The following is a 21835-nucleotide window of genomic DNA, read 5'->3' as shown; positions in this document are numbered from 1 at the left end:
ATGACCCAGCCCCATTTCATCGCCATCGGCGGCACCATGCGCGCCATGTCATCGACCGAACGCGCCCTGCGTAAAGCGCTAGCAATCGCGCAGGAGCGCGGCGCACGCACTACCATCCTTTCGGGCGAAGACATCAATTTCCCCCCGTATGCACCGGAAAATCAGGAGCGTTCCGACGCAGCACGGCGTTACATTGAACTGCTTCGGACCGCCGATGGCATCATCATCGGTTCGCCGGGCTATCACGGTGCGATATCGGGCTTCGTCAAGAACGCGCTCGATTATGTCGAGGATACGAACCGGGACAGTCGCTGCTACTTCGACGGCCTGCCGGTCGGCGCAATCGCCACGGCTGCTGGCTGGCAGGCTGCGGTTGGAACGCTCCAGCAGCTTCGCAGCATAACCCATGCCCTGCGCGGTTGGCCGACACCTCTGGGGGTTGCGATCAACACGGTCGGAACCGAGGGCGATCCCATCGAACAGGCGCCCGTCACCAGCCAGCTTACCATGATGACAGACCAGATGTTTCGCTTCCACGAAGGGCCGACCCTATAGGACGATAGGTTCTGAGCGCACCGGATGGGTGCCAATTGGGGGCGCAAGAGAACAGGAAGTACAATGGATTTTTCGCTCACCGACGAGCAGCAGGCCTTCCGTGACGTTGTGCGCCGCTGGGTCGACGCAGAAGCCCCGAAGGACTGGATGCGCACGCTCGAAGCCGACGAGGAAAACTACCCTTACGCGCTTTGGGACAAGCTGGCAGAGCAAGGCTTTTTCGGCATCGGCATCCCGGAAGAATATGACGGGCTGGGCGGCGACGTCATGATGCAGATGATCTTCGCCCGCGAGTTTGCCCGCACGGCAGGGGGATTGCTCTGGGTGTGGGGCCTTACCTCGTTCGGAGGCGCCAAGACGATCGGTGCGGTGGGAACCGAAGAGCAGAAGAATCGCTGGCTGAGGCCGATGGCCCAGGGCAAGCTTCGCGTCTCGCTGTCGATGACCGAACCCGATGGCGGAACCGATGTCCTGGGTGCGATGAAGACTTACGCGGACAAGGTCGAGGGTGGCTGGAAGCTGAAGGGGGCCAAGATGTGGACGACGGCCGCCAAGGCGGCTGACCGGCTTCTTGTCCTCGCGCGGACGGATCGCAATGTCGAAAAGAAGCATCACGGCCTCACGATGTTCTTCGTCGATGCCAAATCTCCCGGCATTACCTGCTCGCTGCTGCCCAAGCTTGGCATGCGGGCGATGGGTTCTTGCGAAGTCCATTACGACGATGTCTTCGTCCCGGATGAGGACGTGCTCGGGGAACCGGGGCAGGCGTGGTACGCAATGCTGCCGACGCTCAACAACGAGCGGATAATGGTCGGCGCGCAGTGCCTCGGTGCGATAGACGGCGTACTTGAAGACGCGCTCGACTACATGAAGCAGCGCAAGGCGTTCGGGGGCATCATCGGTCGCTTTCAGATCCTTCAGCACTACGTCGCGGATATCGCCACCTGGCAAAAAACGACCGAATTGCTGCTCAACAACGTCGCATGGATGCAGGCCAACGGCATGCCCTGCGGTGTCGAGGCGAACATGCTCAAGATGGTCGCGACTGAAAATGCAGTAAAAGCGGCCGATCTCGGCATCCAGATCCTAGGCGGCATGGGCTATTCCGCAGAGACCGACATGCAACGCTACTGGCGGGATCACCGGATCCTGAGAATGACGCCAATCAGCAACGAGATGGTTCGTAACTCGATTGCCGAAAGCCTCGGGCTGCCCCGCTCTTTCTGAAGGAAATGGCCATGAGCGATCTCGACGATCTGCCCCCTGCCCCACACGCTGCCGGCACGTCTCTGGACGGCAGCGCGGTCTTCAAGATCAGTGCCGAGGAAAACGCTGCGCTGTGCCGTTCAACCGGCATCGAGCCGGCGCCTGACGGCACTGCGCATCCGATCTACTACTACATCGCGACCCAGGTCGCGATGGGCAAGACGGTGGCCGGCGTATGCGAGGCCTGCGAATTCGACGTCGAGGACGGTCCGATGATGGGCTCGAGCGGCGTAACGTTCGACGCCCCCCTGAAGGTGGGCGAAAGCTACAGGGTCACCGGTGAAATCCTCGATCTCGTCCGCAAGCGCAGCCGCAAGCTCGGCGTCATGGACGTACTGACCTACCGGCTCCGCTTGCACCTGCTGGACGGCACCAAAGTGCTTGAGACCGACAACGTCTGGGTACTGCCCCGCAAGGAGTTTGCCGCATGACATATGACGTTGGAGACGAATTGCCTTCGTTCACCATCGAGCGCGTCAGCCCCGATGCAATGAAGCAGTGGGCGGTCTTTCTCGCAGATCCCAATCCGATCCATCTCGACGTCGAAGCCGTGAAGGCAAAGGGCCTGGGCAACCGCGTGATCAACCAGGGGCCAATCAATGTGGCCTACATGATGAACATGCTCATGCGTGCCTTCCCCAAAGGCCGGATTTCGAAGATGGATTCGCGCTTTCTGGACAATGTCTATGGCGAGGATCACGCTGTCGTCACCGGCAAGGTCACCGCGATCGATGGAGGCACGGTCACGTGCGAATTCAAGCTCGACGTGGACGGGCGTGGCACCGTCAATTCCGGCACAGCAACAATAGAAATCTGAAAATTCTCCAGGAGAGAGATTATGCCTAGCGGACCTTTTGCCCACGTTTGCATGGTCGTACGCGACCTCGACACCGCCATCGAGAACTGGACCAAGATACTGCGCGTTCTCGACCCTGCATCGCTGGAAGAGCGTATCGTCAAGTACGACGAATTCTCGAGCGGCGCGGATGCAGGAATGCGGTGGGCCACTTTCGTCAACAATGGTGGAACAGAAATCCAGTTCATCCAGCCCTCCCCGGGAACGCCGATGGGCGACCGCCTCGAAAAGGTCGGCGAGCACGTGCATCATTTCTGCTTTGCTACCGACGACGTACCGGGAGCAATGGAGAAATTGGCCGCGGAAGGCATTCAGGTGCTTGGCGACGGCAAGACCTACAACGACCCGGACATGACCTGGCAGAAATGGAGCTGGGTGGGCCCGAAAAGCACCCATGGCTGTTTGATCGAGGTCGCCTCGCCGTATGAAAGCAGGAACGACGGCAAGTGGCACCATGCACCGGGCAAGTTCGCGTACAGCGGGCCAGGCGAACATCCTTCCTTTGCAGAACTGGTACCCCCGGTCGCCGCGGCCTGACCGGCAGACTTGCGCATGATCACCGCTTCCCGAACCACGTGGCCCGGTGACCATCTCGACATGGTAGCCGATGCCTTCGGCGACCCTGCTGCGCCTGCAGTGTGCTTCTTCCATGGCGGCGGCCAAAGCCGCCGCTCATGGACGCAGTCGGCGCGGCGGACGGCGGAGACCGGTTACTATGCACTCACGTTCGATTTGCGCGGACATGGCGAGAGCGGCTGGGCGGCCGATGGCGACTATGAGCTGGAAGCCTACGGGCGGGATGTGGAATCCATCGTCGCCCGTCTCGCCAGGCCCGTTGCGCTGGTCGGCGCATCGCGAGGCGGGCAATCGGCACTGGTCGGCGGTTCGCGTCATCCCGACCTCGTCAGGCTGATCATGCTGGCGGACGTGGCGCCGCTAATCGTCGATGACGGCGTGGATGGCATTCGCGATTTCTTTCGCAGCAGCGACGCCGGCTTTGCCACGCTGGATGACGCAGCCGATGCTCTGCATCGCCATTTGGGCCAACCGCGCGTTGCCAACGTATCCGGCTTGGCCAAGTCGATGCGGAAGCAAGACGGCCGGCTGTTCTGGCATTGGGATCCGCGCACAACCGCACCCGAATTCCTGCATCCGCCTTCCGAACGCGCATCCCTGTTCGCAGCGGCCGGCAGGGTGAAATCACCCGTCGTGCTGGTGAAGGCGCAGCTCAGCGAACTTGTCTCGGACGAGAGCGTTCGCCATTTCAAAAGCCTCACTCCGCAATTGGAGGTCGAAATCGCCGAGGGTGTCGGTCACATGTTCACCGGCGACCAGAACGATGCCTTCGCAGTTCGACTGCTACGCCATCTGGCCGAGCATCTGCCTTTATGAACCGGGGAGCCGCAATCGTCATTGGCGGAACCGGCGGCCTTGGAAGCGAGATATGCAGGCAGCTTGCCTCTGACTGGAACGGCGTCGCCATCGGATATCGTTCCAGCCACGAGCGAGCCCTCGCAGTCGCCGAAACAATCGGCGGAAACGGCGGCACCCTGGCGGTCCGCTGCGACCTTTCCGACAATGCTTCGATCCAGGAGGCCATGCGCAGCACCGTGGAGCGGTTCGGAGCAATCGGAACCGTCGTTTACGCCAGCGGCGTCGAAATTCCGCAGCCATTCGTCAGTCAGATCGTCGAACAGCAATGGCGCGAAGTCATCGAGATCGAACTGATGGGTTTCACCCGCGTGGTTGCCCATGCCCTGCCGCACTTTCGAACGCAGGGCTTCGGCAATTTCGTCGCGGTCGTATCGGTTGCCAATTACTGCTTCCCCCCTGGCGATGCGCTTTCATCGGTTCCCAAAGCCGGTATCGAGGCTCTTTGCCGGGCTGTTGCGAAAGAAGAAGGGCGATACGGCATCAGGGCGAACACGGTTGCACCAGGCATCATTGACGCAGGGCTTGGCGCCGAATTTCTTTCCACTCTCTACACACCGGACATCTGGGAATCCCAGCGCAAGCGGATCGCGCTCCAGAGCTTTGGCAATGCAGGCGATATCGCCAACGCCGTGGCCTACCTCGCGTCGGCGCGTGCAGGTTACGTGACGGGTCAGACCCTGATCGTAGACGGCGGCTTCAGCCTCTGAAACAGGATAGCAAACGTGTCCAAATTAACGCTGTCGATACCCGTTGGACCCGCGATCGAATTCGCGCAGCCACTCACGGTTGCCGCTACGCTGGCCCTCCCCGAAACCGTGCCTTCAGATGCTCTCGACCTACTGGTCTGCCTTCATGGCGGTTCGTACAGTCGCTGGTACTGGGATGCACAGATTGACGGCTACCCCGGCTACAGCTTCATCGATTACTTCCTCGCCCAGGGAAAGGCCGTCCTTACCCTCGACGCGCTGGGCATGGGGGATAGTTCCAAGCCACACGACGAAGGGCTACTAAATCCCCTGCTCGGCGCGCGGGCGCACCATCAGGCGCTTGCAAACATCCTGTGCCGGATCGACGCTGGAGATTTCGGCGGGGAACTGGCTGCGAAGCGCAGACGGATCAGCGGCATCGGTCATTCCATGGGCGGAATGCTCACGATCATTCAGCAGGCCTCGTTTCGCAGCTTCGATCAGGTTGCGATCCTTGGGTTCACCAATATCAGCCTCGATCTGCCGGACGAAGTGCGTGCAAATCTCGAAAAGCGGGTCGAAGGCAGTGGCTACAGTCAAGCGGATCGGGGTTCGATGCGCGCGAGTTTCCACGCCCCTGACGTGCCGGAGGCCGTCATTGCCGCCGACGATGCCCGCGCCTCGGTCACGCCCAACAGCTACGGCCGCCTGGCGATCGTACCCGGCGGCGTGGCGGATGAGGCAGCAGCGATCGATGTTCCCGTCTATCTGCATTTCGCGGACATTGACGTCAGTCCGGATCCGCTTCTTGAGCCGTCGTTCTACGGCAAGTCGCGCCGTATCAGCCTGATGCCGCTCGCTGGTTCTGCGCATTGCCATAACTTCGCCTCAACGCGCAGCAACAGCTGGGCGAAACTCAACAACTGGATCGATGAGATGGCCAAGCCGGGCGAATGAGGCGTCAGCCGCTACTGCGAAACTCGCAGCGTTAAGGACGCCGATACCCCGAGGCACCCGAGAGACTCACGTCAAACCCTTGGCGCGTTACGCCGCAAGTCCCGCTCTAAGATTGGGCCTTTTCACACCCCGACCGCCCGACAACGCAGGCGGTCGGGGCGTGCTCGATCACTTGTAGGGATCGACCGGCTGAGGCACATCGATCACTTCGAGGTCCTTCAGCATCGAGAGCACGTCGGAGATCGAATAGATGTGGTCGATCTTGTCGCCGCGGAAACGCAGCCAGGAGAACCACAGGACGTTGAGCTCGTTTCCGGTCGGCTGAACACCCATGTAGGGACCACCAGTGTGCTTGCCGTAGTGATGGCAGAGCACGCAGACCTCATCGTCGCCGCGTCCCCATGCCTTCAAAGTCCGGTAAGTGCTGGGCGGGAACGTCTTGTAGAGGCCCTGCGGCGAGGTCTTCCAGATGTGGTAGGTGCCAAGATCCGGCCGGTTCGGATTGTCATACGTCATGGTGTCGGTGTTGAAGAAGGCATCCATGCCGTCCCAATCGCCCCGATTGATGACTTCGTGCAGGTCCATCCATTGCGTGACCATGAAAGCCTGCCGCTCAGTCAGTCCGGCTGTGATTTCGGCCCGCTTCTCCTTGGACAGGACGAAATCGGCTTCAGTGAACGGGGCCAGGCCCATCAGTAGTCTCCTTGCTTGATATCTGGCCCGCTCATCGCGCAAGCCGTAACCCGTCATTCCGGTCCCCGCACCTGCTGCCACCTACCCAACGAAAGGCGGCCAAGACGAACGCCCGTGCGATCGCACCATATCGAACGGAGGAGAGGCCATGACCCTGAGCATGCAGGAAATGTCCGACAGGTTTGAACTGCAGGACCTGATCGTGGGATATTGTTATGCCGTGGACAATCGCGATTGGGACGCGCTTGACGACTTCTTCACGCAAGACGCGCTGATAGACTATTCAGAAATGGTGGGCGTGCGCGGCGGACTGAGCGAGATCAAGCAATTCCTCGTGGAGGGGCTATCTCCCATTCTCGCCTACCAGCATGCAGTGTCGACGACAAAATACGCCATCGATGGCGATACCGCGCAGACCAAGACGGTATGCTACAATCCGATGACCGTCTCGCAGGGGCAATCGAGCGACACGCTCGTATTTGGGCTCTGGTATGTTCACGACTTTATCCGGACCGAGCAGGGCTGGAAGATCAGCCGCCTTTACGAACAGAAATGCTACCGGATCAATGTTCCGGACTGGCTGGCTCAACAACTTCCGTCCTGAGCCCGCGCTCACGCTCCATCCTGAGACCCAAGGCGGTGACATGCGACGCCTATTCAATCACGCTTTCCTGGTGCTGCTGGGCGCAACAGGCGGTACCCTGACTGTCCTTGGCGCCCAGCTCGCCTTGCTGGGTGGATCGCCCTGGTATCTGCTGAGCGGCCTTGTCATGCTTGTCTGCGCAGTTCTGGGATGGCTTAGGGAAGCAAAGTCTGCGCTGCTCTATTGGGTATTTCTCGGTGTGAACTTATGCTGGGCGCTGTGGGAGTGCGGCCTCGATGGCTGGGCACTGGCGCCGCGGATCGCAATGCCGACTGTCATGGGTCTCTACATGCTGACAGGTTGGTACCGCCGGCATCTCGGCCAGCAAGCGGCCCTGCCCGGCGGCGGCCTGCTTTGGCCTGGCCTTGCGGTAATCGGGATAGCCGGGATCGGGGCGGCGTTCTGGGCCGACCGCACACCTGCAGCCACAAGCACAGCTTGGGGACCGGCACCAGCAGCATCGGAAGAAGGTGACTGGATTGCATATGGCAACGACCGCGGAGGCTCGCGCTATTCCCCGCTTGGTCAGATCACACCAGCAAACGTCGGTAATCTGAAACCCGTCTGGACTTACCACACGGGCAAAATGACAAGCGGCAAGCAGGGCACGGCATTTCAAACCAATCCCCTCAAGATCGGCGATCGCTTGTTCATTTGCGCGGGTAATAATGATGTAATCGCACTCGACCCTGAAACCGGCAGCCAGATCTGGCGTCATTCGCCAAGGACAGACCTCGAAGGCGTTTACGGCCTCGTATGCCGCGGCGTGACATATTACCGCGTCCCTGGCGCGACGGGCACCTGCTCGGAACGTATCTATACCGCTACGCTTGATGCTCGGCTTTTGGCGCTCGATGCTGCCACGGGACAGTCCTGCCGCGCCTTCGGACAGAACGGCGAGGTCGATCTCACCAAGGGCCTTGGATCTGTCGAAAAGGGCTATTACTTCGTCACTTCGCCCCCGGCGCTGGTTCGCGGACGATTGGTCCTGGGCGGCTGGATCATCGACGGTCAGAGAATACAGGAGCCTTCTGGCGTCATTCGCGCATTCGATGCTGTTTCGGGCGAGTTTTCGTGGGCATTCGATATTGGCCGCCCGGACGATCACGGTTCACCGGAACCAGGCGCGACATTCACAAGAGGCACGCCGAACAGCTGGGCTCCGATGAGTTCCGATGAAGTTCTGGGGCTCGTCTATGTGCCAACCGGAAACGCAACGCCCGACTACTTCGGCGGCCACCGCACGGCGCTGGACGATCGCTACTCCAGCGCTGTTGTCGCACTTGACGCCCAGACAGGAGCAGTCCGCTGGTCGTTCCAGACGACGCATCACGATCTTTGGGATTACGATGTTGCGGCGCAGCCTACTCTCTTCGACCTGCCCGGCGGTATCCATGGACTTGTACAACCCACAAAACGTGGGCAGATCTTCGTCCTGGACCGCATGACGGGTAACCCCCTACTGCCGGTAATGGAACGCGCTGTTCCCCGCGGAGCGGTCGCCGGTGAGCGACTATCGCCCACCCAGCCCTTTTCTGCCGCGATGCCAAGTTTCGGCGGCCCGGCTCCCACGGAAAAGAGCATGTGGGGGCTCACGCCGATCGATCAGGCATTGTGCCGCATCCGCTTTCGGCAAGCCCGTTTCGAAGGCGAAATGACGCCGCTCTCGACAGACCGCTTCACGATTACGTGGCCTGGCTACCTTGGGGGGATCGACTGGGGCGGTGTCTCCGTCGATGTGAGACGCGGCCTCATGATCGTCAACAACAACCAGGTCGCCAACTACAACCGCCTCATTTCCCGAGCGGAGGCGGATCGGCGCGGCATCAAGCCGATGAATGCAGCGCACATGAGCAATGTGGGGGGGCCAGCGGCTCAACAGGGCGTGCCTTATGCCGCGCAAATCGCACCCTTTCTTTCGCCGCTCGCGATCCCGTGCCAGCAGCCGCCCTATGGCAGGATCAACGCCGTCGATCTCAGAACCGGCAAGCTGGTATGGTCGCGTATCTTGGGCTCATCGCGCGACAGCGGGCCGCTGGCGCTGCCTTCATTCGTACCGATACCAATGGGGGTGCCGAACATTGGCGGGTCTCTAACGACGTCGAGCGGCCTCACCTTCATCGGCGCAACTCAGGAGCACGTATTTCGCGCCCTTGCGACGGAAAGTGGGCAGGTGTTGTGGAAAGCACGGTTGCCAGCCGGCGGCAATGCATCGCCCACCACATATTTTTCCCGGCCCAGCGGACGCCAATTTGTCGTGATCGCGGCCGGCGGCCATGCGGCCATGCTGTCTGGAACGAGTGACGAACTGATCGCCTATGCTCTGCCGACGAAATGATGAGCCAGAAAAATCGGAAAAATAGGTGTGTGTCCTTGCAAGCTCCTATCCTTGGACGGGCAAGTCGCCCCGATTAGGCACTATCGTCGCAAGTAACAAAACGGGAGGATGGAGCATGCCGACATCAGGCAGCCTGACGAGAACATCGCCTGTCGCGGCCGATGACGAGCGCGCAATCCGCAATTTGCTGCTGCGCTACGCGACAGGCATCGACACCCGGGACTGGCCCTTGTTTCGCTCCTGCTTCGCGAATGACTGCGAAGTCGATTACGGCAGCTTCGGTCAATGGCGCGGACCACGCGAGATCACCGAGTACATGGAAGCTGCGCATCGCAATCTGGGCGCGACGCTTCATCGCATAACCAATATCGTGGTCGAGAGCCGCAACAGCGAGATTCTGGCCCGCAGTTATGTGGACGCTGTGCTGACCGACCCGGCACCGGGAGGCAGCGCGACAAGAGCGGCCGGATTCTATGACGACTGCCTGATCCGCACGGCAGAAGGCTGGCGGATATCCCGCCGGAAATTCACGATGGTCAGAGCGGGTTTTTGATGGCGACGAACCGGCAGGTCAGGTTGCGCTCCCGTCCGGCAGGCATTGCCCAGGCCGAGCATTTCGAAATCGGCAGCGCTCCGGTGGACCGTCCCGGTCCGCGCCAGATACTTGTACAAAATCACTATCTCTCGGTCGAGCCCGCCATGCGCGGCTGGATCGCCGACGTCGGTAACTACGGAGACCAGGTGGCCCTGGGCTCGGTCATGCGCAGCCTCGCCTCAGGCCGTATCATCGAATCGAACCACGAACATTTCCAAGTTGGCGAATACGTCGCAGGATGGTTCGGGTGGCAGGATTTCGCTTGCGTAGCAGCCGATCAAATCCTTCAGAAGACCAGCGAAAATGAACTGCGCGCATCGCTCGGCATTTTGGGAATAAACGGCGTCACTGCCTATCTGGGCCTCACGCTGATCGGGCAGCCGCGCGCCGGTGAAACCGTACTGGTATCCACGGCCGCAGGCGCAGTGGGGTCTGCAGTGGGCCAGATTGCCAATATTCTTGGCTGCCGTACGGTGGGTATTGCCGGCGGGGCCGATAAAGTTCGGCGCTGCGTCGAAGAATTCGGATTCGAAGCTGCAATCGACTACCGCGGGCAGGACGTGGCTTCCGCATTGAGCAGCGCGGCGCCCCAGGGAATCGACGTCTATTTCGACAACGTCGCCGGCCCGATCAGCGACGCCGTAATGCCCCACCTCGCGCTGGGCGGGCGTGTCATCGTGTGCGGAACAGCATCACAGGACCGCTGGACTCCCTGGCCCGATGGTGCGCGCGTGGAACGCCACCTTCTGGTCAAGCGGGCGCGAATGGAAGGCTTCGTCGTCTTCGACCACATGGCCCGTTACGACGAAGCCGTTGCGCAGCTGCGCGAGTGGACCGAGCAGGGCCGCCTGACTTGGCGCGAGGAAATACTCGACGGGATCGAGAGCTGTCCGGATGCCCTTGCGGGGCTCTACCGCGGGGAAAACCACGGCAAACGGTTGATCCGGCTGAAAAAGACAGGAGAGCTCGAGTGACGGCAATGAACGCGCTTGAAGGTAAGGTCGCCATTATAACCGGGGCATCGTCGGGGATAGGCGCGGCCACTGCGCGAGCGCTGGCCGAGGCGGGCGCGAGGACAGTGCTGGTCGCCCGCCGCGCCGAACGCCTTGCCTCACTGGAGGGCGAACTCGGTGAGCATGCCTGTGTCCATTCAGCCGACATGGCGGATCCCGACGCCGCTCGGGCTTTGCACGACTTCGTTCTGGCTAAGTTCGGGCGAGCCGACATTCTGGTCAATAATGCGGGCATTCTTCATGCGGCACCGATCGACGATTTCGATCTCGACCAGTTGCGACCGATGATGGCGCTCAATTACGAAGCGGTCGTTCGCACCAGTACTCTGTTTGCACGGACAATGAAATCGGCAGCCAGCGGGCAGATCATCAATATTTCCAGCATCGGTGCCAACATCGTTGCCCCCGGTGTCGGTGTATACGGCGGCCTGAAACGGGCACTGGAGGGATTCACCGATTGTTTGCGGGTCGAATTGGCCGGCACTGGCGTGAAAGTCGGTATCGTTTCGCCCGGCACAACAAGCACAGAAATATTCGAGGACATGAAGTCACGCGGACAGCCGGCCTGGGACAGTTTCATACCGCCGATGCAACCTGAGGATGTTGCGGACGCCGTGCGGTACATGGCGGCTCAGCCCGAGCGCACCAACCTCGCCCGGATTCAGGTGTTTGCCGCCTGTGACACGCACTAGGCGTTAATCCAGCGACCCGTAAGCTTCCAGTCGGAAGGGATTGACGCTCTCTCCCTTCCGCATCTTGCAAACCCACTGCGGGTCCATCAGTAGCGCCCGTCCCACCCCAACCAGATCAAACTCACCTTTCGCCAAGCGCTCCGCCACAAGAGAAAGATTGTTGGTCATCACGGTCGGGTGGGCGAACGAGGATTGCAAATCGCGCGAGAGGCCGACGCCGCCCACCGCTATCGTCGGCCGGCCCGTCAGCCGTTTTACCCATCCCGCCAAGCTGAGATCGGAGCCGTCGAATGCGGGCGCCGAGAACACCCGGGTGCTGACGTCGAACAGGTCCACGCCCGCCTCTACAATCGGCGTCAGCAAGGATTCGAGCTCATCCGGGGTTTGCGCGTTTCGCGCATCGTAATCCTGCAATTTCCACTGCGAGTACCGGAACATGATCGGAAAATCGGGCGCCGTCGCGGCCCTCACTGCCCGGACCAACTCTGCCGCAAGCCTGGCGCGGTCTGGGAGTGCGCCTCCCCACCGGTCCGTTCGCAGGTTTGTCTCGCCCCAGAGAAAGCTGTCGATCAGGTAGCCATGTGCACCGTGGAGGGCGATGCCATCGAAGCCTGCGGCTCTCGCATTTGCCGCGCTTCGTGCGAACCCGGCGATGATGTCGGCGATTTCGTTCTCTGTCAGCGGCGCGGTAGGCTCGCGAACCTGTTCGAGATAGTCCGGCGGTACCATCGCCTTGTCGAGGGGCCCCCAGATGCCTGAGGGGCGCGCAGACGGCGTGTCGGGATGATAGCCGGTTCCCGGGACTCGAATGACGCCTTGGTGCCATAGCTGGGGAATGATCTTTCCCCCGGCCTCGTGGACCCCGTCCACGACCGCGCGCCACCGCGCAAGCGCGGCCTCGCCGTGCATGACCGGCGAGGCTCCGCCCCCCATTGTCTCCCTGCCGACGGCAGCAGGATGATCCACCCCGATGCCTTCCGTGACGATAAGACCTACTTCCGCTTCGGCACGGCGGCGGTAGTAGTCCGCCACACCCGCCGACGGAATCCCGTCAGGCGAGAAATTTCGCGTCATCGGCGCCATTACGAAGCGGTTGGGCAGCGCTAGCGCCCCGACTTCACATGGCCTGAAAAGAATTTCGGTGCCGCTTGCCATAGTGCCGTGGATTCCCGCCCTGCCTGATTTCAGACACTGCTGCCTCAAGCCGATCCGTCCTGAGACCTTCCCGGCGACAGGTTCGCTCCGAGGGCGAATCAGGATTCTTGTCCCACCGACCGGCCCCTCATCAGGCGTCGACCACTGCCAGCGCGGCCTGGGGACATGCTTCGGCGCCTTCGCGCGCCAGCTCTTCCAGGCCGTCCGGCACGATCTCGTCGTCCACGTATACGATGCCGTTGGCGTCGAGTTTGTATACCGCGGGGCAGATTTCGGCGCAGACTCCGTATCCGCAGCATGCGGCCTTATCGATCACCACTTTCAGCTTCTGACTCATCGTCCTCTCCTTTTTTCGGATTATTACAGCTTGAACAGATTTCGTTCAATATGTATAACTCGATCAAACACGGATTTTCCAAGGAGAGGAAGATGCTGCACCACCCTGGGTTGACACTCAGCGACGGGACGACGCTCGACAATCTCATCGACCGCGAGATGAACGAAGTGTCGCTGCGTGTGATGAACGATAAGGAATTGTACGAGCTGGAGATGGAGCGCATCTTCGCGCGAACCTGGCTCCTGCTGGGCCACGAGTCCGAGATTCCCAAGGCCGGCGACTACGTCATGCGCGATATGGCCGAAGACAATGTCATCGTCTCGCGCGACCGTAGCGGCGAAATTCACGTCATGCTCAACGTGTGTCCGCATCGCGGCATGAAGGTCTGCACAGCCGAGGCGGGCAATGCCCACGCCCACCGCTGCATCTACCACGGCTGGGCCTTCCGACCCGATGGCAGCTTTATCGGCGCCCCCATCGAAAAGGAGCAGATGCACGGCAATAAGCGCCAGAAGGAAGAACTCGGGCTCAAGAAGGCCCGCGTCCATCTGTACGGCGGCCTCATCTTCGCAACGTGGAACGAGGATCTTGCGTTCGACGATTACCTCGGCGACGCGAAGTTCTATCTCGATCAGCTATTCTGCCGTACCGATAACGGCCTTGAAATGCTCGGCCCGCCGCAGCGTTTCGTGCTGCCCTGCAACTGGAAGATCCCTGGCGAACAGTCGGGATCCGACGGCTTCCATACTCTGACGCTGCACCGCTCGCTCATGGAAGGCGGGATCATGGGCGGTACTGCCGAATCGATCTACGATACGGCGCCCGGCATGTACGGTGTCGATATCTCGGTTCCACAAGGCCATACCCTGCGCTGTCTGGAAGCGGCCCAAACCTTCAAGATGTTTGCGGATGTAAGTTTTGAAGGGAAGTCGACCGAAGAGCGCCTTCATCTACTTTCGCCGCCCGGCATCACCAAGGACCTGATCCCTCAGCTCTTCAAAAATCTGACGGAAGATCAAGTCAACCAGTTGGCCACAATCCCCCCGCAAGTCGGCGGCATGTTCCCCAACGTGTTGATCGCATTCATCTTTGCGCCTCGCACCGATGGCGGCGCGTCGGGTGCGCTGTCGCTGCACACCTATGTTCCAAAGGGGCCGGACAGGGTCGAATTCGTGAACTTCATTTTCGCGGAGAAGGACGCACCTGAGGACGTGAAGCGCGATATGCTGCAGAACGCCATCTGGTCGACCGGCACCTCGGGAACGATCGAGCAGGACGACGCCGATACCTGGCCGCAGATCATGCGCAATGCACGCGGCCACATGAGCAAGACCATCACGCTCAAGTATCAGGCGCTTCACGGCCACGAGCGGCCGGAAGGCTGGGTGGGAGGCGGCGATCTCTATCCCGGCTTCACCAAGGATGACACGCAGTGGGCCTGGTGGATGGCTTACTACAATCTGATGGCCGAAGCCTGAGACTGGGAGGATCACGACATGGTGAACTACGCCACGGCCGCAATCGACAAGACTGGAGTGATGCGCGGTCTTGTTTCCACCAAGCGGGTACCGCTCGGTTCGGAGGTCTACAACCGCGTTCTGGAAACGCTCTATGACGAGGCGGCTGCGCTCGACGAGCGGCGCTTCGACGACTGGGTCGCCTTCCTTGCGGAGGATTTGATCTACACGGCACCGCTGCGTCTCACACGAAATGGCCCCAACAAGGACCGTGACGTCGTACGGACGATGAAGCATTTCGACGAGAATTACGGGTCGATCCTCATGCGCACCGGTCGTCTCTCGAAGAGCGCCTGGGCAGAAGACCCGCCCTCGCGTACGCGGCGGTTCGTCACTAATGTGCGGATCGCCGAGAGCGAGAAGAGCGGTGAATATGAAGTGGTCAGCTACCTCTTCGTCGAGCGCAGCCGCTTCGACAATCCGGAGAACGAGACGCTTACCGCCGAGCGCCGGGACGTCTGGCGTCTTGTGGATGGCAACTACAAGCTGTCCGTAAGGGAGATCATTGTCGACCAGTCTACGCTGGGAATGTCCAATCTTGCGATCTTCCTCTGATCGGACGGGCACGGTGACGTCATCCCCGCACATCGTCGTCATCGGGAGCGGCCTCGCCGGCTACGGCGTCCTGCGGGAGCTACGCAAGCTCTCGCCGGACGCCCGGTTGACCCTGGTGACGCAGGACGATGGCCACTTCTATTCCAAACCGGCGCTGTCCACCGCACTGGCCAAGGGCAAAATGCCCGACGCCCTGATCACCACGCCGGGTGAGAAAATGGCGGCTCAGCTCCGAATTGATCTGCGCGCAGGACGACTCGTCGAGGCCATAGATCGGCAGGACAAGGCTGTGCTGACAACTGGCGGGCCGATCTTCTACGACAAACTGATCCTCGCGCTTGGAGCAGATCCTGTGCGGCCGCCGATCGATGGCGACGCGGCCCACCGGGCTCTTGCGGTCAACAATCTCGACAATTACCGCGAGTTTCGCGAGCGGCTGCCCGCTGGCGGGCGAGTGCTGGTCATGGGCGGCGGACTTGTCGGAACTGAATTTGCGAACGATCTGTCTGCCGCAGGCTATTTTCCGGTAGTCGTGGACATGCTGCTCCATCCTTTGGCTCAGCTGGTACCCAGCGGGGTCGGTGATCGAATCCGTGATGCGCTGGCTACCAAGGGCGTCGAATGGCACCTGGGCAGCAAGATCACGGCCATCCACAAGTCTCCAGGCGGGGTTCGCGCGCAGCTCGACAGCGGCATGGTGATTGAAGCCGTTGCCGTGCTTTCGGCGGTGGGTCTTCGCCCTCATGTCGCGCTGGCACGTGAGGCGGGGCTGGAGACCGGCCGGGGCATTACTGTCGACCAGACCGGGCGGACCTCCGATCCCGACATCTACGCGATCGGCGACTGCGCGGAATATCCGCAAGGCCTCGCAGCCTATGTAACACCGATCATGTCGGCAGCGCGCGCCATCGCTCCCAGTGCGCTCGGAACACCTACGAATATCCACTTTCCGCCGCTCTCGGTGCAGGTCAAGACCACAGCCTACCCGGTGGTTCTGCTTCCGGCTCCGATCGGCGTTGCCGGGCGGTGGGAGGAAGCGGCCAACGACGAGCGGGGGCTCAAGTATCTGTTCCGCGACAACGACAAGAACGTGCGGGGCTACGTTTTTACGCAGGACTATTGCCAGGACCGCATGGAAATGGACCGCGCGCTGGGCGAACAATTTGCAGGAGAAGCTGCTTGACTGGGTTGGTTCAGGGCAAGATCGCGATCGTCACGGGCGGGGCCAAAGGGCTGGGCTACGGCATCAGCCGCTGCCTGGCGCGCGAGGGCGCCGATATCCTCATTACCGGGCGCGACGGCGCGGCGGCGGAAGCGGTTGCGGCCGAGATAAGCCAGGAGTTCGGAACCCGCGCCATGGGCCTTTCGGCGGACATGGGAATCAAGGACGACGTCGAAGGCATGATCGAGCGGGTCGTCTCCGAGTTCGGAGGCCTCGACATCCTGATCAACAATGCCTCGCAGCTGTCTGCCAACGTGTTGCTGGAACAGAAGACCGATGAGATGCTCCAGCGCACTCTCGAGATCGGTACCTGGGGAACCTGGTGGGCCATGCGTGCCGCCTTCCCGCACATGAAGGCACGCGGCGGCGGCTCGATCGTCAATTTCTACTCGATCGACGCCCAGACGGGTGCATGGCTTCATGCCGACTACAACATGAACAAGGGGGCGATCCTGGGCCTGACCCGCACCGCTGCGGTTGAATGGGGCCGGTTCAACATCCGGACGAATGCGATTGCACCGACAGGGATGGGCCAGGTGTTCGCGCAGCTGGCAGAGGACGTCCCCGGCTTCCTGGAAATGGCAACGGCCAGTAATCCGCTCAAGCGCGCGGGCGATCCCGAGAAGGACATCGGACCGGTCGTGCTCTTCCTCGCCTCGGAAATGTCGCGTTTCGTCAATGGCGAGCTGATCAATGTCGATGGCGGTCAGCATCTGCCCGGCTATGTAAGCGTTCCGCACAACCTTGCCGAGATGGAAGCCCAAACATGAAACTGACGCCGCACACCGACTGGAGCGAAGTCGTCGCCACCGACAGCACGGGCAGCGTCCAGAAGATCATGGATGGTACACTGCGCGCGATCGCGACAATCGGCACGCGGCGACTGTCGATGAGTGACATCAGCGAAAGCAGCGGCGTGTCGCGCGGGACCCTCTATCGCCATTTCGCGTCGAAGGAAGAAGTGCTCGCGGCAGTCAGCGAATACATCTGCAGCAGTTTCGAAAAGGGCATTGTCGAGGCTGGCGAAGGCATTTCCGATCCGATCGAGCGGTTCCGTGCCGTCATGAAATTCTTCGGCCGTTTTACGATCGAGCGGTCGCCGGAACGGATCTTCGAAGTCGAACCTGCCTTTCACCTGAGTTTCCTACGCAGCCATTTCGGCCGTCACAAGGCCGCCGTGCAACGCGCTCTCGAACCCGTGCTCGACTATTTCGAAGGACTGACCGGAAATACCATAGACCGGGACACATTCTGCGACACGCTCGTTCGCCTGCAGCTTAGCACGCTGATCATTCCAGCCACTGGTGAATGGCTGGAACTCTGGAACGGTTCTCCCGATCGGCTGCACGAAATCGCAATGCAAATCGCCGGCCACCAAGCCGAAAATACGAGAGGATGATTTCATGGCAACAGTAGCAAAGCTCGAATCCGACACGCAATCCGGCTTCGCCGACAAGGCGGTGGCCGACGGCCTGGTGGAAAAGGCGCGCAGCCTGCGCGAATTCCTGCAAAAGGAAGCGCCTGAAGGGGAAAAGCGGCGCAGCCCAACCCCGGCCGTCGATCAAATGCTCAAGACGGAAGGTTTCCTGCGGCTTCTACTGCCTCAACGCCTCGGCGGCTTCGGACTCTCGACCACCGACTTTTGCCGCGTCCAGATGGAAATCGCCAAGGGCGACCCCGCGGTCAGCTGGGTGATGCAGATCATCAACGGCACCAGCTGGATAACCAGTCTCGCGCCCGACGGTGTCCAGGACACGATTTTTGGCGAGGGCCCGCAGACCGTGTGCGGCGCCTACAACCCGCCGGGCAAGGCGCGCAAGGTGGACGGCGGCTGGATCATCAACGGTAAATGGCCCTACATGTCCGGCTCCCGCCAGTCGAAGTGGGCGCAGCAAGGCGTGGTGCTTGAAGGCTACGACGGGCCGGTCGTTCCGGGCATCAGCATGTGTTATCTGCCGATGGACAGCATGACTATTGAGGACACCTGGTTCGTTTCGGGCATGCAGGGAACCGGTTCGGACACGGCGATAGCAAAGGACGTGTTCATTCCCGATGACCAGATGGTATTGATGGACGAACGCGCGGGCCAGATCGACCGGACCAAACGTAATTTTGGCGCGCCTTCAGATCTGCTTCCGGCCGTTCCAGTGGTTCGCACGACCGGCATCGCACAGCTCATTGGGGCGGTCGAGGCCATGTTGGAGATCGTTACGGCGGAATCCCCGAAGAAGCCCGTACTGACGACGACGATTTCGCCGCGCACCAATTCCGGTGCCTACATGCGCGACCTTGGTGAAGCGGCCGCCATGATCGACACGGCCAAGTTGATCCTGTTCGACCTCACTGCCAAGCTCGACCGGGTCGCGCAGGGTGAGGAGTTTACGCTCGCCGAAAAGGCAAAGCAGCGCTCCGGTAGTGCCCAGATGGTCGAACTCGTCCACAGTGCGAGTGAATCCCTGATGTTCCAGGCGGGCTCCTCCGGTTTTGCGCTGGACAAGCCGATCAACCGTTACTGGCGCGATATTTCGATGGCTCTCCGCCACATCCAGAACATCCCGACCATCGGCTACGAAATCTATGGGCGGAACCTTGCCGGAGCCGATCCGATCTCTCCGCCGGGCGCCTATTAATCCAAAATGCCGGGGGCGATCGCGTGTTTGGCAGGCGATCGCCCCAACAGCAGCGCCTAGGCCAATTTAGTGAAGGACGGCCCATGTATGCTGCGCCGGCGTCGCAACAGAGACAACGAACGGCGATATCGTGACCGAGCCGAGCATCGGGTGCCTACCAGCTTACGTCGATCCCACAGCCCGGATCTTCGGCGACGTCAGGCTCGAACAGGATTGCAGTCTGTGGCCGTACGCGGTTGTTCGGAGCGAGAGAGGTCATGTGCGCATCGGAAAATGCGCAAGCGTGCAAGATCACGCCATGATCCACATCGGCTGGAATGACCCGACCATCATCGGCGACTACTGTACAGTCGGACACCGTGCAGTCCTGCACGGATGCACGTTGGAGCCCGGCTCCCTCATCGGCATCGGCGCCACGATCATGGAGCGCTGCGTCATAGGCCACGGCTCGATTGTCGCTGCTCACAGCTTCTTGCCTGCCGGCACCATTATTCCGCCAAATTCGCTGGTAATGGGAACGCCCGGCCGAGTGACGCGCGTTCTTGACAAGCTGCACGGCAACATCATCGATGCGCTGCTCTATCGCGAGAACGCCCGCGCCTATGCCACCGGAAACCACCGCGTCTGGGAGATCGCGGAGATGGCGCCTCTGGCCGAAGAGGCCGAAGCTATCCTCGCACGCGAACATCGCCAATGGATCGAGCGTGGAATTCCCGGTTCCTGCTGCGCTGACGAGGAATGAGGATGACTGGCACAACCGCGCTCGAACACGACACGATGCTGAACCTTCTGTTTCGCGAAGCCCGCACTCATAACACCTGGCAAGATCGTCCGCTCAGCACGGAGACCATTCGGAACCTCTACGAACTCGCGAAGTGGGGCCCGACGACCGCGAACAGCAATCCGGCCCGATTTGTCTTCATCCGCTCGGCCGATGCCAAGGTCCGGCTCTTGCCTCACGTCAATGCCGGCAACCGAGACAAGGTCATACAGGCTCCCTGCACTGTGATCGTAGCGAGTGACACACGGTTCTATGAATTCTACGGCAAGCTGTTTCCCGCCAGGGACATGCGAGCGACGTTTGAAGGCAATGACGCACTCGTCGCGCAGACTGCCGCCCGTTCCTCTACATTGCAAGGCGCCTATCTCATCATGGCAGCCCGGGCCCTGGGTCTCGACTGCGGTCCTATGTCGGGCTTCGATGCGGCCAGCCTCGATTCCGAGTTCTTCCCCGATGGCCGCTGGAAAAGCAATTTCCTGTGCAACATCGGTCACGGCGACCCGGCAGGACTCCATCCCCGCAATCCCCGGCTGGACTTCGACGAAGCCTGCGTCGACCTTTAGGCTCGAAAGCCGTTTCCAAGGCGCTCTCCTGTGAGAAAGCAGTGACTGTCCTGGAAACGGCTCAGTCGCACCCCTTACCAGACCAGCGGCAATTCCACTGGCTGGATCATGCCCAGATGACAACGCACCCGATGACCGGGCGCAAGGCGGAATTCCGGAATCCGCGCCAGGAATTCTTCCATCGCGATCCGCAATTCGCGGCGAGCCAGGTGCATGCCGACGCAAGTATGTATGCCGAAGCCGAAGCCGACGTGCCTCGGCCGCCGCTCCAGCTTGACCTCGCAGGGATTTTCGAACTCCTCCGGGTCGCGCCCGGCGAGCGTTGTCGACATCGCGACCTTATCTCCCGGCCTGAACTGTACACCGCCTATCACCGCTTCCTTCTTGCAGGTGCGAAACGTGGTGACCGCCCCGTATGCCCGCATCAATTCGTCTATTGCCTGCGGGATCTGTGAAGGGTCGGCTCTCAAAAATGCCTGGTCTTCAACGTGTGTGCCGAGGTGGCGAAATTGTAGCCCCATGTTCGTGGAGACTGTGTCGAGCCCGCCGATAAAGAGGTTGAACATGAAGCCGAGCAGTTCGTCCTGCGTCAGAGGACGTCCCTCAATCTCGCCCCGCACGCCGAATGAGATGAGATCGTCGCGCGGATTTGCGCGCCTGTCGGCAATCTCGCCGGCCAGATAGTCAAGCACACTGCGCGTGGCATCCGCGATCTTGGACAAATCGTGGTTATGCAAGAGGTTCATTTCCCATTCCATGAATTCGCCGACCCGGTCGAGCGGCAAACCCATCAGTTCCATGAAGACCTTGATCGGGAATTCGAATGCGAACTCGCCCATGAATTCACACTGCCCGCGCTTGGCGAAGGTCTCGATGTACTCGACCGCATAGTGCCGAATCCTGTCTTCCAGCGCCGCCATGGCCTTGGGCGTGAAGGCCGGGTTCACCATCTGACGGAATGGTCCATGCGCCGGAGGGTCGAGTTCCGCCGGCGAATTGATCCACGCTCCACCGACCAGCTTCGAGAAAGGCGAAAAGTCGGTGGAAGAAAAGTGCTCTGTATCGAGATAGATTTCGCGAAGATGCGCCATGCGGCGTGGCACCCATGCCCCCGTCCCTCCGGGATAGGCGTGGGCCGCGTAAATGATTTCGGGTCCGCCATGGATCCGCATGGCCAGATCGTCGAACGGATCTTTGTCCGTCGTCGTTCCGAAAATAAACGGAAAGTCCCGGCTCACCAAGGCTGGCGGCACGTGATCGGGGATCGGCTGCTCCGGAAACATCATCATTCCCACACTCCCTGTGGTTGGTCCCGCCCCATTTTCCGGGGCCTGTCATTCCTGCACC

At 60.9% G+C, this 21835-nt stretch carries 25 protein-coding genes; 21 read left to right on the top strand and 4 right to left on the bottom strand.

Annotated elements, in window-relative coordinates; translation table 11 throughout:
- The 8 genes from ACZ1JC_RS06710 (at position 1) to ACZ1JC_RS06675 (ending at position 5754) form a co-directional block, all read left to right on the top strand.
- On the top strand, positions 1-555 hold the full coding sequence (locus ACZ1JC_RS06710) for an NADPH-dependent FMN reductase (RefSeq protein WP_465138712.1): 555 nt from the start codon (positions 1-3) through the stop codon (positions 553-555).
- A 63-nt stretch (positions 556-618) separates the two neighbouring features.
- Positions 619-1782 carry an acyl-CoA dehydrogenase family protein gene (locus ACZ1JC_RS06705; RefSeq protein ID WP_465138713.1) on the top strand — a complete coding sequence of 388 codons (1164 nt, stop codon included), beginning with the start codon at positions 619-621 and terminating at the stop codon, positions 1780-1782.
- 11 nt (positions 1783-1793) lie between these two features.
- Positions 1794-2252, top strand: coding sequence for a hypothetical protein (locus tag ACZ1JC_RS06700; protein WP_465138714.1), 459 nt, complete (start codon positions 1794-1796; stop codon positions 2250-2252).
- Positions 2249-2638 (top strand): MaoC family dehydratase, encoded by a 390-nt coding sequence (locus ACZ1JC_RS06695; protein ID WP_465138715.1) that lies wholly within the window; start codon positions 2249-2251, stop codon positions 2636-2638. The genes ACZ1JC_RS06700 and ACZ1JC_RS06695 overlap by 4 nt, the downstream gene beginning before the upstream one ends.
- A gap of 51 nt (positions 2639-2689) precedes the next feature.
- Positions 2690-3214, top strand: a complete 525-nt coding sequence (locus ACZ1JC_RS06690; protein ID WP_465169050.1) for a VOC family protein — start codon at positions 2690-2692, stop codon at positions 3212-3214.
- Between the two features lie 15 nt (positions 3215-3229).
- Entirely contained in the window at positions 3230-4069 is an 840-nt protein-coding gene (locus ACZ1JC_RS06685) for an alpha/beta fold hydrolase (protein ID WP_465138717.1), read from the top strand.
- On the top strand, positions 4066-4818 hold the full coding sequence (locus ACZ1JC_RS06680; protein ID WP_465138718.1) for an SDR family NAD(P)-dependent oxidoreductase: 753 nt from the start codon (positions 4066-4068) through the stop codon (positions 4816-4818). Before ACZ1JC_RS06685 ends, ACZ1JC_RS06680 begins: the two co-directional genes overlap by 4 nt.
- Before the next feature lie 15 nt (positions 4819-4833).
- Positions 4834-5754 carry an alpha/beta fold hydrolase gene (locus ACZ1JC_RS06675; RefSeq protein WP_465138719.1) on the top strand — a complete coding sequence of 307 codons (921 nt, stop codon included), beginning with the start codon at positions 4834-4836 and terminating at the stop codon, positions 5752-5754.
- Positions 5755-5922: 168 nt separating this feature from the next.
- On the opposite strand, the gene ACZ1JC_RS06670 is transcribed toward ACZ1JC_RS06675, so the two are convergent.
- A complete protein-coding gene (locus ACZ1JC_RS06670) occupies positions 5923-6447 on the bottom strand; it encodes an ester cyclase (RefSeq protein WP_133085034.1) in 525 nt (174 codons plus the stop codon).
- 148 nt (positions 6448-6595) lie between these two features.
- Here ACZ1JC_RS06670 and ACZ1JC_RS06665 point away from each other — a divergent pair, with 148 nt between their 5' ends.
- From ACZ1JC_RS06665 to ACZ1JC_RS06645, 5 genes are all read left to right on the top strand, one after another.
- A complete protein-coding gene (locus ACZ1JC_RS06665; protein ID WP_465138720.1) occupies positions 6596-7051 on the top strand; it encodes a nuclear transport factor 2 family protein in 456 nt (151 codons plus the stop codon).
- Positions 7052-7091: 40 nt separating this feature from the next.
- The gene (locus ACZ1JC_RS06660; protein WP_465138721.1) at positions 7092-9428 is read left to right on the top strand and encodes a membrane-bound PQQ-dependent dehydrogenase, glucose/quinate/shikimate family; all 2337 of its coding nucleotides are present in this window, start codon (positions 7092-7094) and stop codon (positions 9426-9428) included.
- A gap of 115 nt (positions 9429-9543) precedes the next feature.
- Entirely contained in the window at positions 9544-9981 is a 438-nt protein-coding gene (locus tag ACZ1JC_RS06655) for a nuclear transport factor 2 family protein (RefSeq protein ID WP_465138722.1), read from the top strand.
- Entirely contained in the window at positions 9981-10997 is a 1017-nt protein-coding gene (locus tag ACZ1JC_RS06650; protein WP_465138723.1) for an NADP-dependent oxidoreductase, read from the top strand. Before ACZ1JC_RS06655 ends, ACZ1JC_RS06650 begins: the two co-directional genes overlap by 1 nt.
- Positions 10998-11002: 5 nt before the next feature.
- Positions 11003-11728, top strand: coding sequence for an SDR family oxidoreductase (locus ACZ1JC_RS06645; RefSeq protein WP_465140276.1), 726 nt, complete (start codon positions 11003-11005; stop codon positions 11726-11728).
- 3 nt (positions 11729-11731) lie between these two features.
- On the opposite strand, the gene ACZ1JC_RS06640 is transcribed toward ACZ1JC_RS06645, so the two are convergent.
- The gene (locus tag ACZ1JC_RS06640; RefSeq protein ID WP_465138724.1) at positions 11732-12883 is read right to left on the bottom strand and encodes an NADH:flavin oxidoreductase; all 1152 of its coding nucleotides are present in this window, start codon (positions 12881-12883) and stop codon (positions 11732-11734) included.
- 130 nt (positions 12884-13013) lie between these two features.
- Complete coding sequence (locus tag ACZ1JC_RS06635) at positions 13014-13220, bottom strand: ferredoxin (protein ID WP_133085027.1); 207 nt, start codon at positions 13218-13220, stop codon at positions 13014-13016.
- Between ACZ1JC_RS06635 and ACZ1JC_RS06630 the strand changes: the two genes are divergently transcribed.
- The 8 genes from ACZ1JC_RS06630 to ACZ1JC_RS06595 all read left to right on the top strand — a co-directional run bounded on the left by ACZ1JC_RS06630 (position 13181) and on the right by ACZ1JC_RS06595 (position 20488).
- The gene (locus ACZ1JC_RS06630) at positions 13181-14698 is read left to right on the top strand and encodes an aromatic ring-hydroxylating dioxygenase subunit alpha (protein WP_465169049.1); all 1518 of its coding nucleotides are present in this window, start codon (positions 13181-13183) and stop codon (positions 14696-14698) included. The genes ACZ1JC_RS06635 and ACZ1JC_RS06630 overlap by 40 nt on opposite strands.
- Positions 14699-14716: 18 nt before the next feature.
- Positions 14717-15292 carry an aromatic-ring-hydroxylating dioxygenase subunit beta gene (locus ACZ1JC_RS06625; protein WP_465138726.1) on the top strand — a complete coding sequence of 192 codons (576 nt, stop codon included), beginning with the start codon at positions 14717-14719 and terminating at the stop codon, positions 15290-15292.
- Between the two features lie 13 nt (positions 15293-15305).
- Entirely contained in the window at positions 15306-16475 is a 1170-nt protein-coding gene (locus tag ACZ1JC_RS06620) for an NAD(P)/FAD-dependent oxidoreductase (RefSeq protein ID WP_465138727.1), read from the top strand.
- Positions 16472-17284 carry an SDR family NAD(P)-dependent oxidoreductase gene (locus ACZ1JC_RS06615; RefSeq protein ID WP_133085023.1) on the top strand — a complete coding sequence of 271 codons (813 nt, stop codon included), beginning with the start codon at positions 16472-16474 and terminating at the stop codon, positions 17282-17284. Before ACZ1JC_RS06620 ends, ACZ1JC_RS06615 begins: the two co-directional genes overlap by 4 nt.
- Positions 17281-17913, top strand: a complete 633-nt coding sequence (locus ACZ1JC_RS06610) for a TetR/AcrR family transcriptional regulator (protein WP_465138728.1) — start codon at positions 17281-17283, stop codon at positions 17911-17913. The genes ACZ1JC_RS06615 and ACZ1JC_RS06610 overlap by 4 nt, the downstream gene beginning before the upstream one ends.
- On the top strand, positions 17819-19144 hold the full coding sequence (locus ACZ1JC_RS06605) for an acyl-CoA dehydrogenase family protein (RefSeq protein WP_465148498.1): 1326 nt from the start codon (positions 17819-17821) through the stop codon (positions 19142-19144). The genes ACZ1JC_RS06610 and ACZ1JC_RS06605 overlap by 95 nt, the downstream gene beginning before the upstream one ends.
- Before the next feature lie 298 nt (positions 19145-19442).
- Positions 19443-19886, top strand: a complete 444-nt coding sequence (locus ACZ1JC_RS06600) for a gamma carbonic anhydrase family protein (protein ID WP_465138730.1) — start codon at positions 19443-19445, stop codon at positions 19884-19886.
- A gap of 2 nt (positions 19887-19888) precedes the next feature.
- Positions 19889-20488 (top strand): malonic semialdehyde reductase, encoded by a 600-nt coding sequence (locus ACZ1JC_RS06595; RefSeq protein WP_465138731.1) that lies wholly within the window; start codon positions 19889-19891, stop codon positions 20486-20488.
- A 74-nt stretch (positions 20489-20562) separates the two neighbouring features.
- Here the strand turns inward: ACZ1JC_RS06595 and ACZ1JC_RS06590 are convergent, their stop codons facing one another.
- The gene (locus ACZ1JC_RS06590) at positions 20563-21777 is read right to left on the bottom strand and encodes a cytochrome P450 (protein WP_465138732.1); all 1215 of its coding nucleotides are present in this window, start codon (positions 21775-21777) and stop codon (positions 20563-20565) included.
- Positions 21778-21835 lie beyond the last annotated feature (58 nt).

The sequence above is a fragment of the Sphingomonas sp. BL-S-28 genome (genome assembly GCF_055521515.1).
The sequence above is the reverse complement of the archived record's forward strand: the minus strand, read 5'-3'. Positions and strand labels throughout refer to the sequence as shown.

Excerpts from the sequence above, each read along its gene's own strand:
- ACZ1JC_RS06685 (WP_465138717.1), top strand. The coding sequence starts at position 3,230 with ATGATCACCGCTTCCCGAACCACGTGGCCCGGTGACCATCTCGACATG.
- ACZ1JC_RS06595 (WP_465138731.1), top strand. The coding sequence starts at position 19,889 with ATGACTGGCACAACCGCGCTCGAACACGACACGATGCTGAACCTTCTG.
- ACZ1JC_RS06710 (WP_465138712.1), top strand. The coding sequence starts at position 1 with ATGACCCAGCCCCATTTCATCGCCATCGGCGGCACCATGCGCGCCATG.
- ACZ1JC_RS06650 (WP_465138723.1), top strand. The coding sequence starts at position 9,981 with ATGGCGACGAACCGGCAGGTCAGGTTGCGCTCCCGTCCGGCAGGCATT.
- ACZ1JC_RS06625 (WP_465138726.1), top strand. The coding sequence starts at position 14,717 with ATGGTGAACTACGCCACGGCCGCAATCGACAAGACTGGAGTGATGCGC.
- ACZ1JC_RS06640 (WP_465138724.1), bottom strand. The coding sequence starts at position 12,883 with ATGGCAAGCGGCACCGAAATTCTTTTCAGGCCATGTGAAGTCGGGGCG.
- ACZ1JC_RS06705 (WP_465138713.1), top strand. The coding sequence starts at position 619 with ATGGATTTTTCGCTCACCGACGAGCAGCAGGCCTTCCGTGACGTTGTG.
- ACZ1JC_RS06635 (WP_133085027.1), bottom strand. The coding sequence starts at position 13,220 with ATGAGTCAGAAGCTGAAAGTGGTGATCGATAAGGCCGCATGCTGCGGA.
- ACZ1JC_RS06680 (WP_465138718.1), top strand. The coding sequence starts at position 4,066 with ATGAACCGGGGAGCCGCAATCGTCATTGGCGGAACCGGCGGCCTTGGA.
- ACZ1JC_RS06660 (WP_465138721.1), top strand. The coding sequence starts at position 7,092 with ATGCGACGCCTATTCAATCACGCTTTCCTGGTGCTGCTGGGCGCAACA.
- ACZ1JC_RS06665 (WP_465138720.1), top strand. The coding sequence starts at position 6,596 with ATGACCCTGAGCATGCAGGAAATGTCCGACAGGTTTGAACTGCAGGAC.
- ACZ1JC_RS06630 (WP_465169049.1), top strand. The coding sequence starts at position 13,181 with ATGCGGCCTTATCGATCACCACTTTCAGCTTCTGACTCATCGTCCTCT.
- ACZ1JC_RS06695 (WP_465138715.1), top strand. The coding sequence starts at position 2,249 with ATGACATATGACGTTGGAGACGAATTGCCTTCGTTCACCATCGAGCGC.
- ACZ1JC_RS06670 (WP_133085034.1), bottom strand. The coding sequence starts at position 6,447 with ATGGGCCTGGCCCCGTTCACTGAAGCCGATTTCGTCCTGTCCAAGGAG.
- ACZ1JC_RS06655 (WP_465138722.1), top strand. The coding sequence starts at position 9,544 with ATGCCGACATCAGGCAGCCTGACGAGAACATCGCCTGTCGCGGCCGAT.
- ACZ1JC_RS06645 (WP_465140276.1), top strand. The coding sequence starts at position 11,003 with ATGAACGCGCTTGAAGGTAAGGTCGCCATTATAACCGGGGCATCGTCG.
- ACZ1JC_RS06700 (WP_465138714.1), top strand. The coding sequence starts at position 1,794 with ATGAGCGATCTCGACGATCTGCCCCCTGCCCCACACGCTGCCGGCACG.
- ACZ1JC_RS06590 (WP_465138732.1), bottom strand. The coding sequence starts at position 21,777 with ATGATGATGTTTCCGGAGCAGCCGATCCCCGATCACGTGCCGCCAGCC.
- ACZ1JC_RS06690 (WP_465169050.1), top strand. The coding sequence starts at position 2,690 with ATGGTCGTACGCGACCTCGACACCGCCATCGAGAACTGGACCAAGATA.
- ACZ1JC_RS06600 (WP_465138730.1), top strand. The coding sequence starts at position 19,443 with ATGATCCACATCGGCTGGAATGACCCGACCATCATCGGCGACTACTGT.
- ACZ1JC_RS06610 (WP_465138728.1), top strand. The coding sequence starts at position 17,281 with ATGAAACTGACGCCGCACACCGACTGGAGCGAAGTCGTCGCCACCGAC.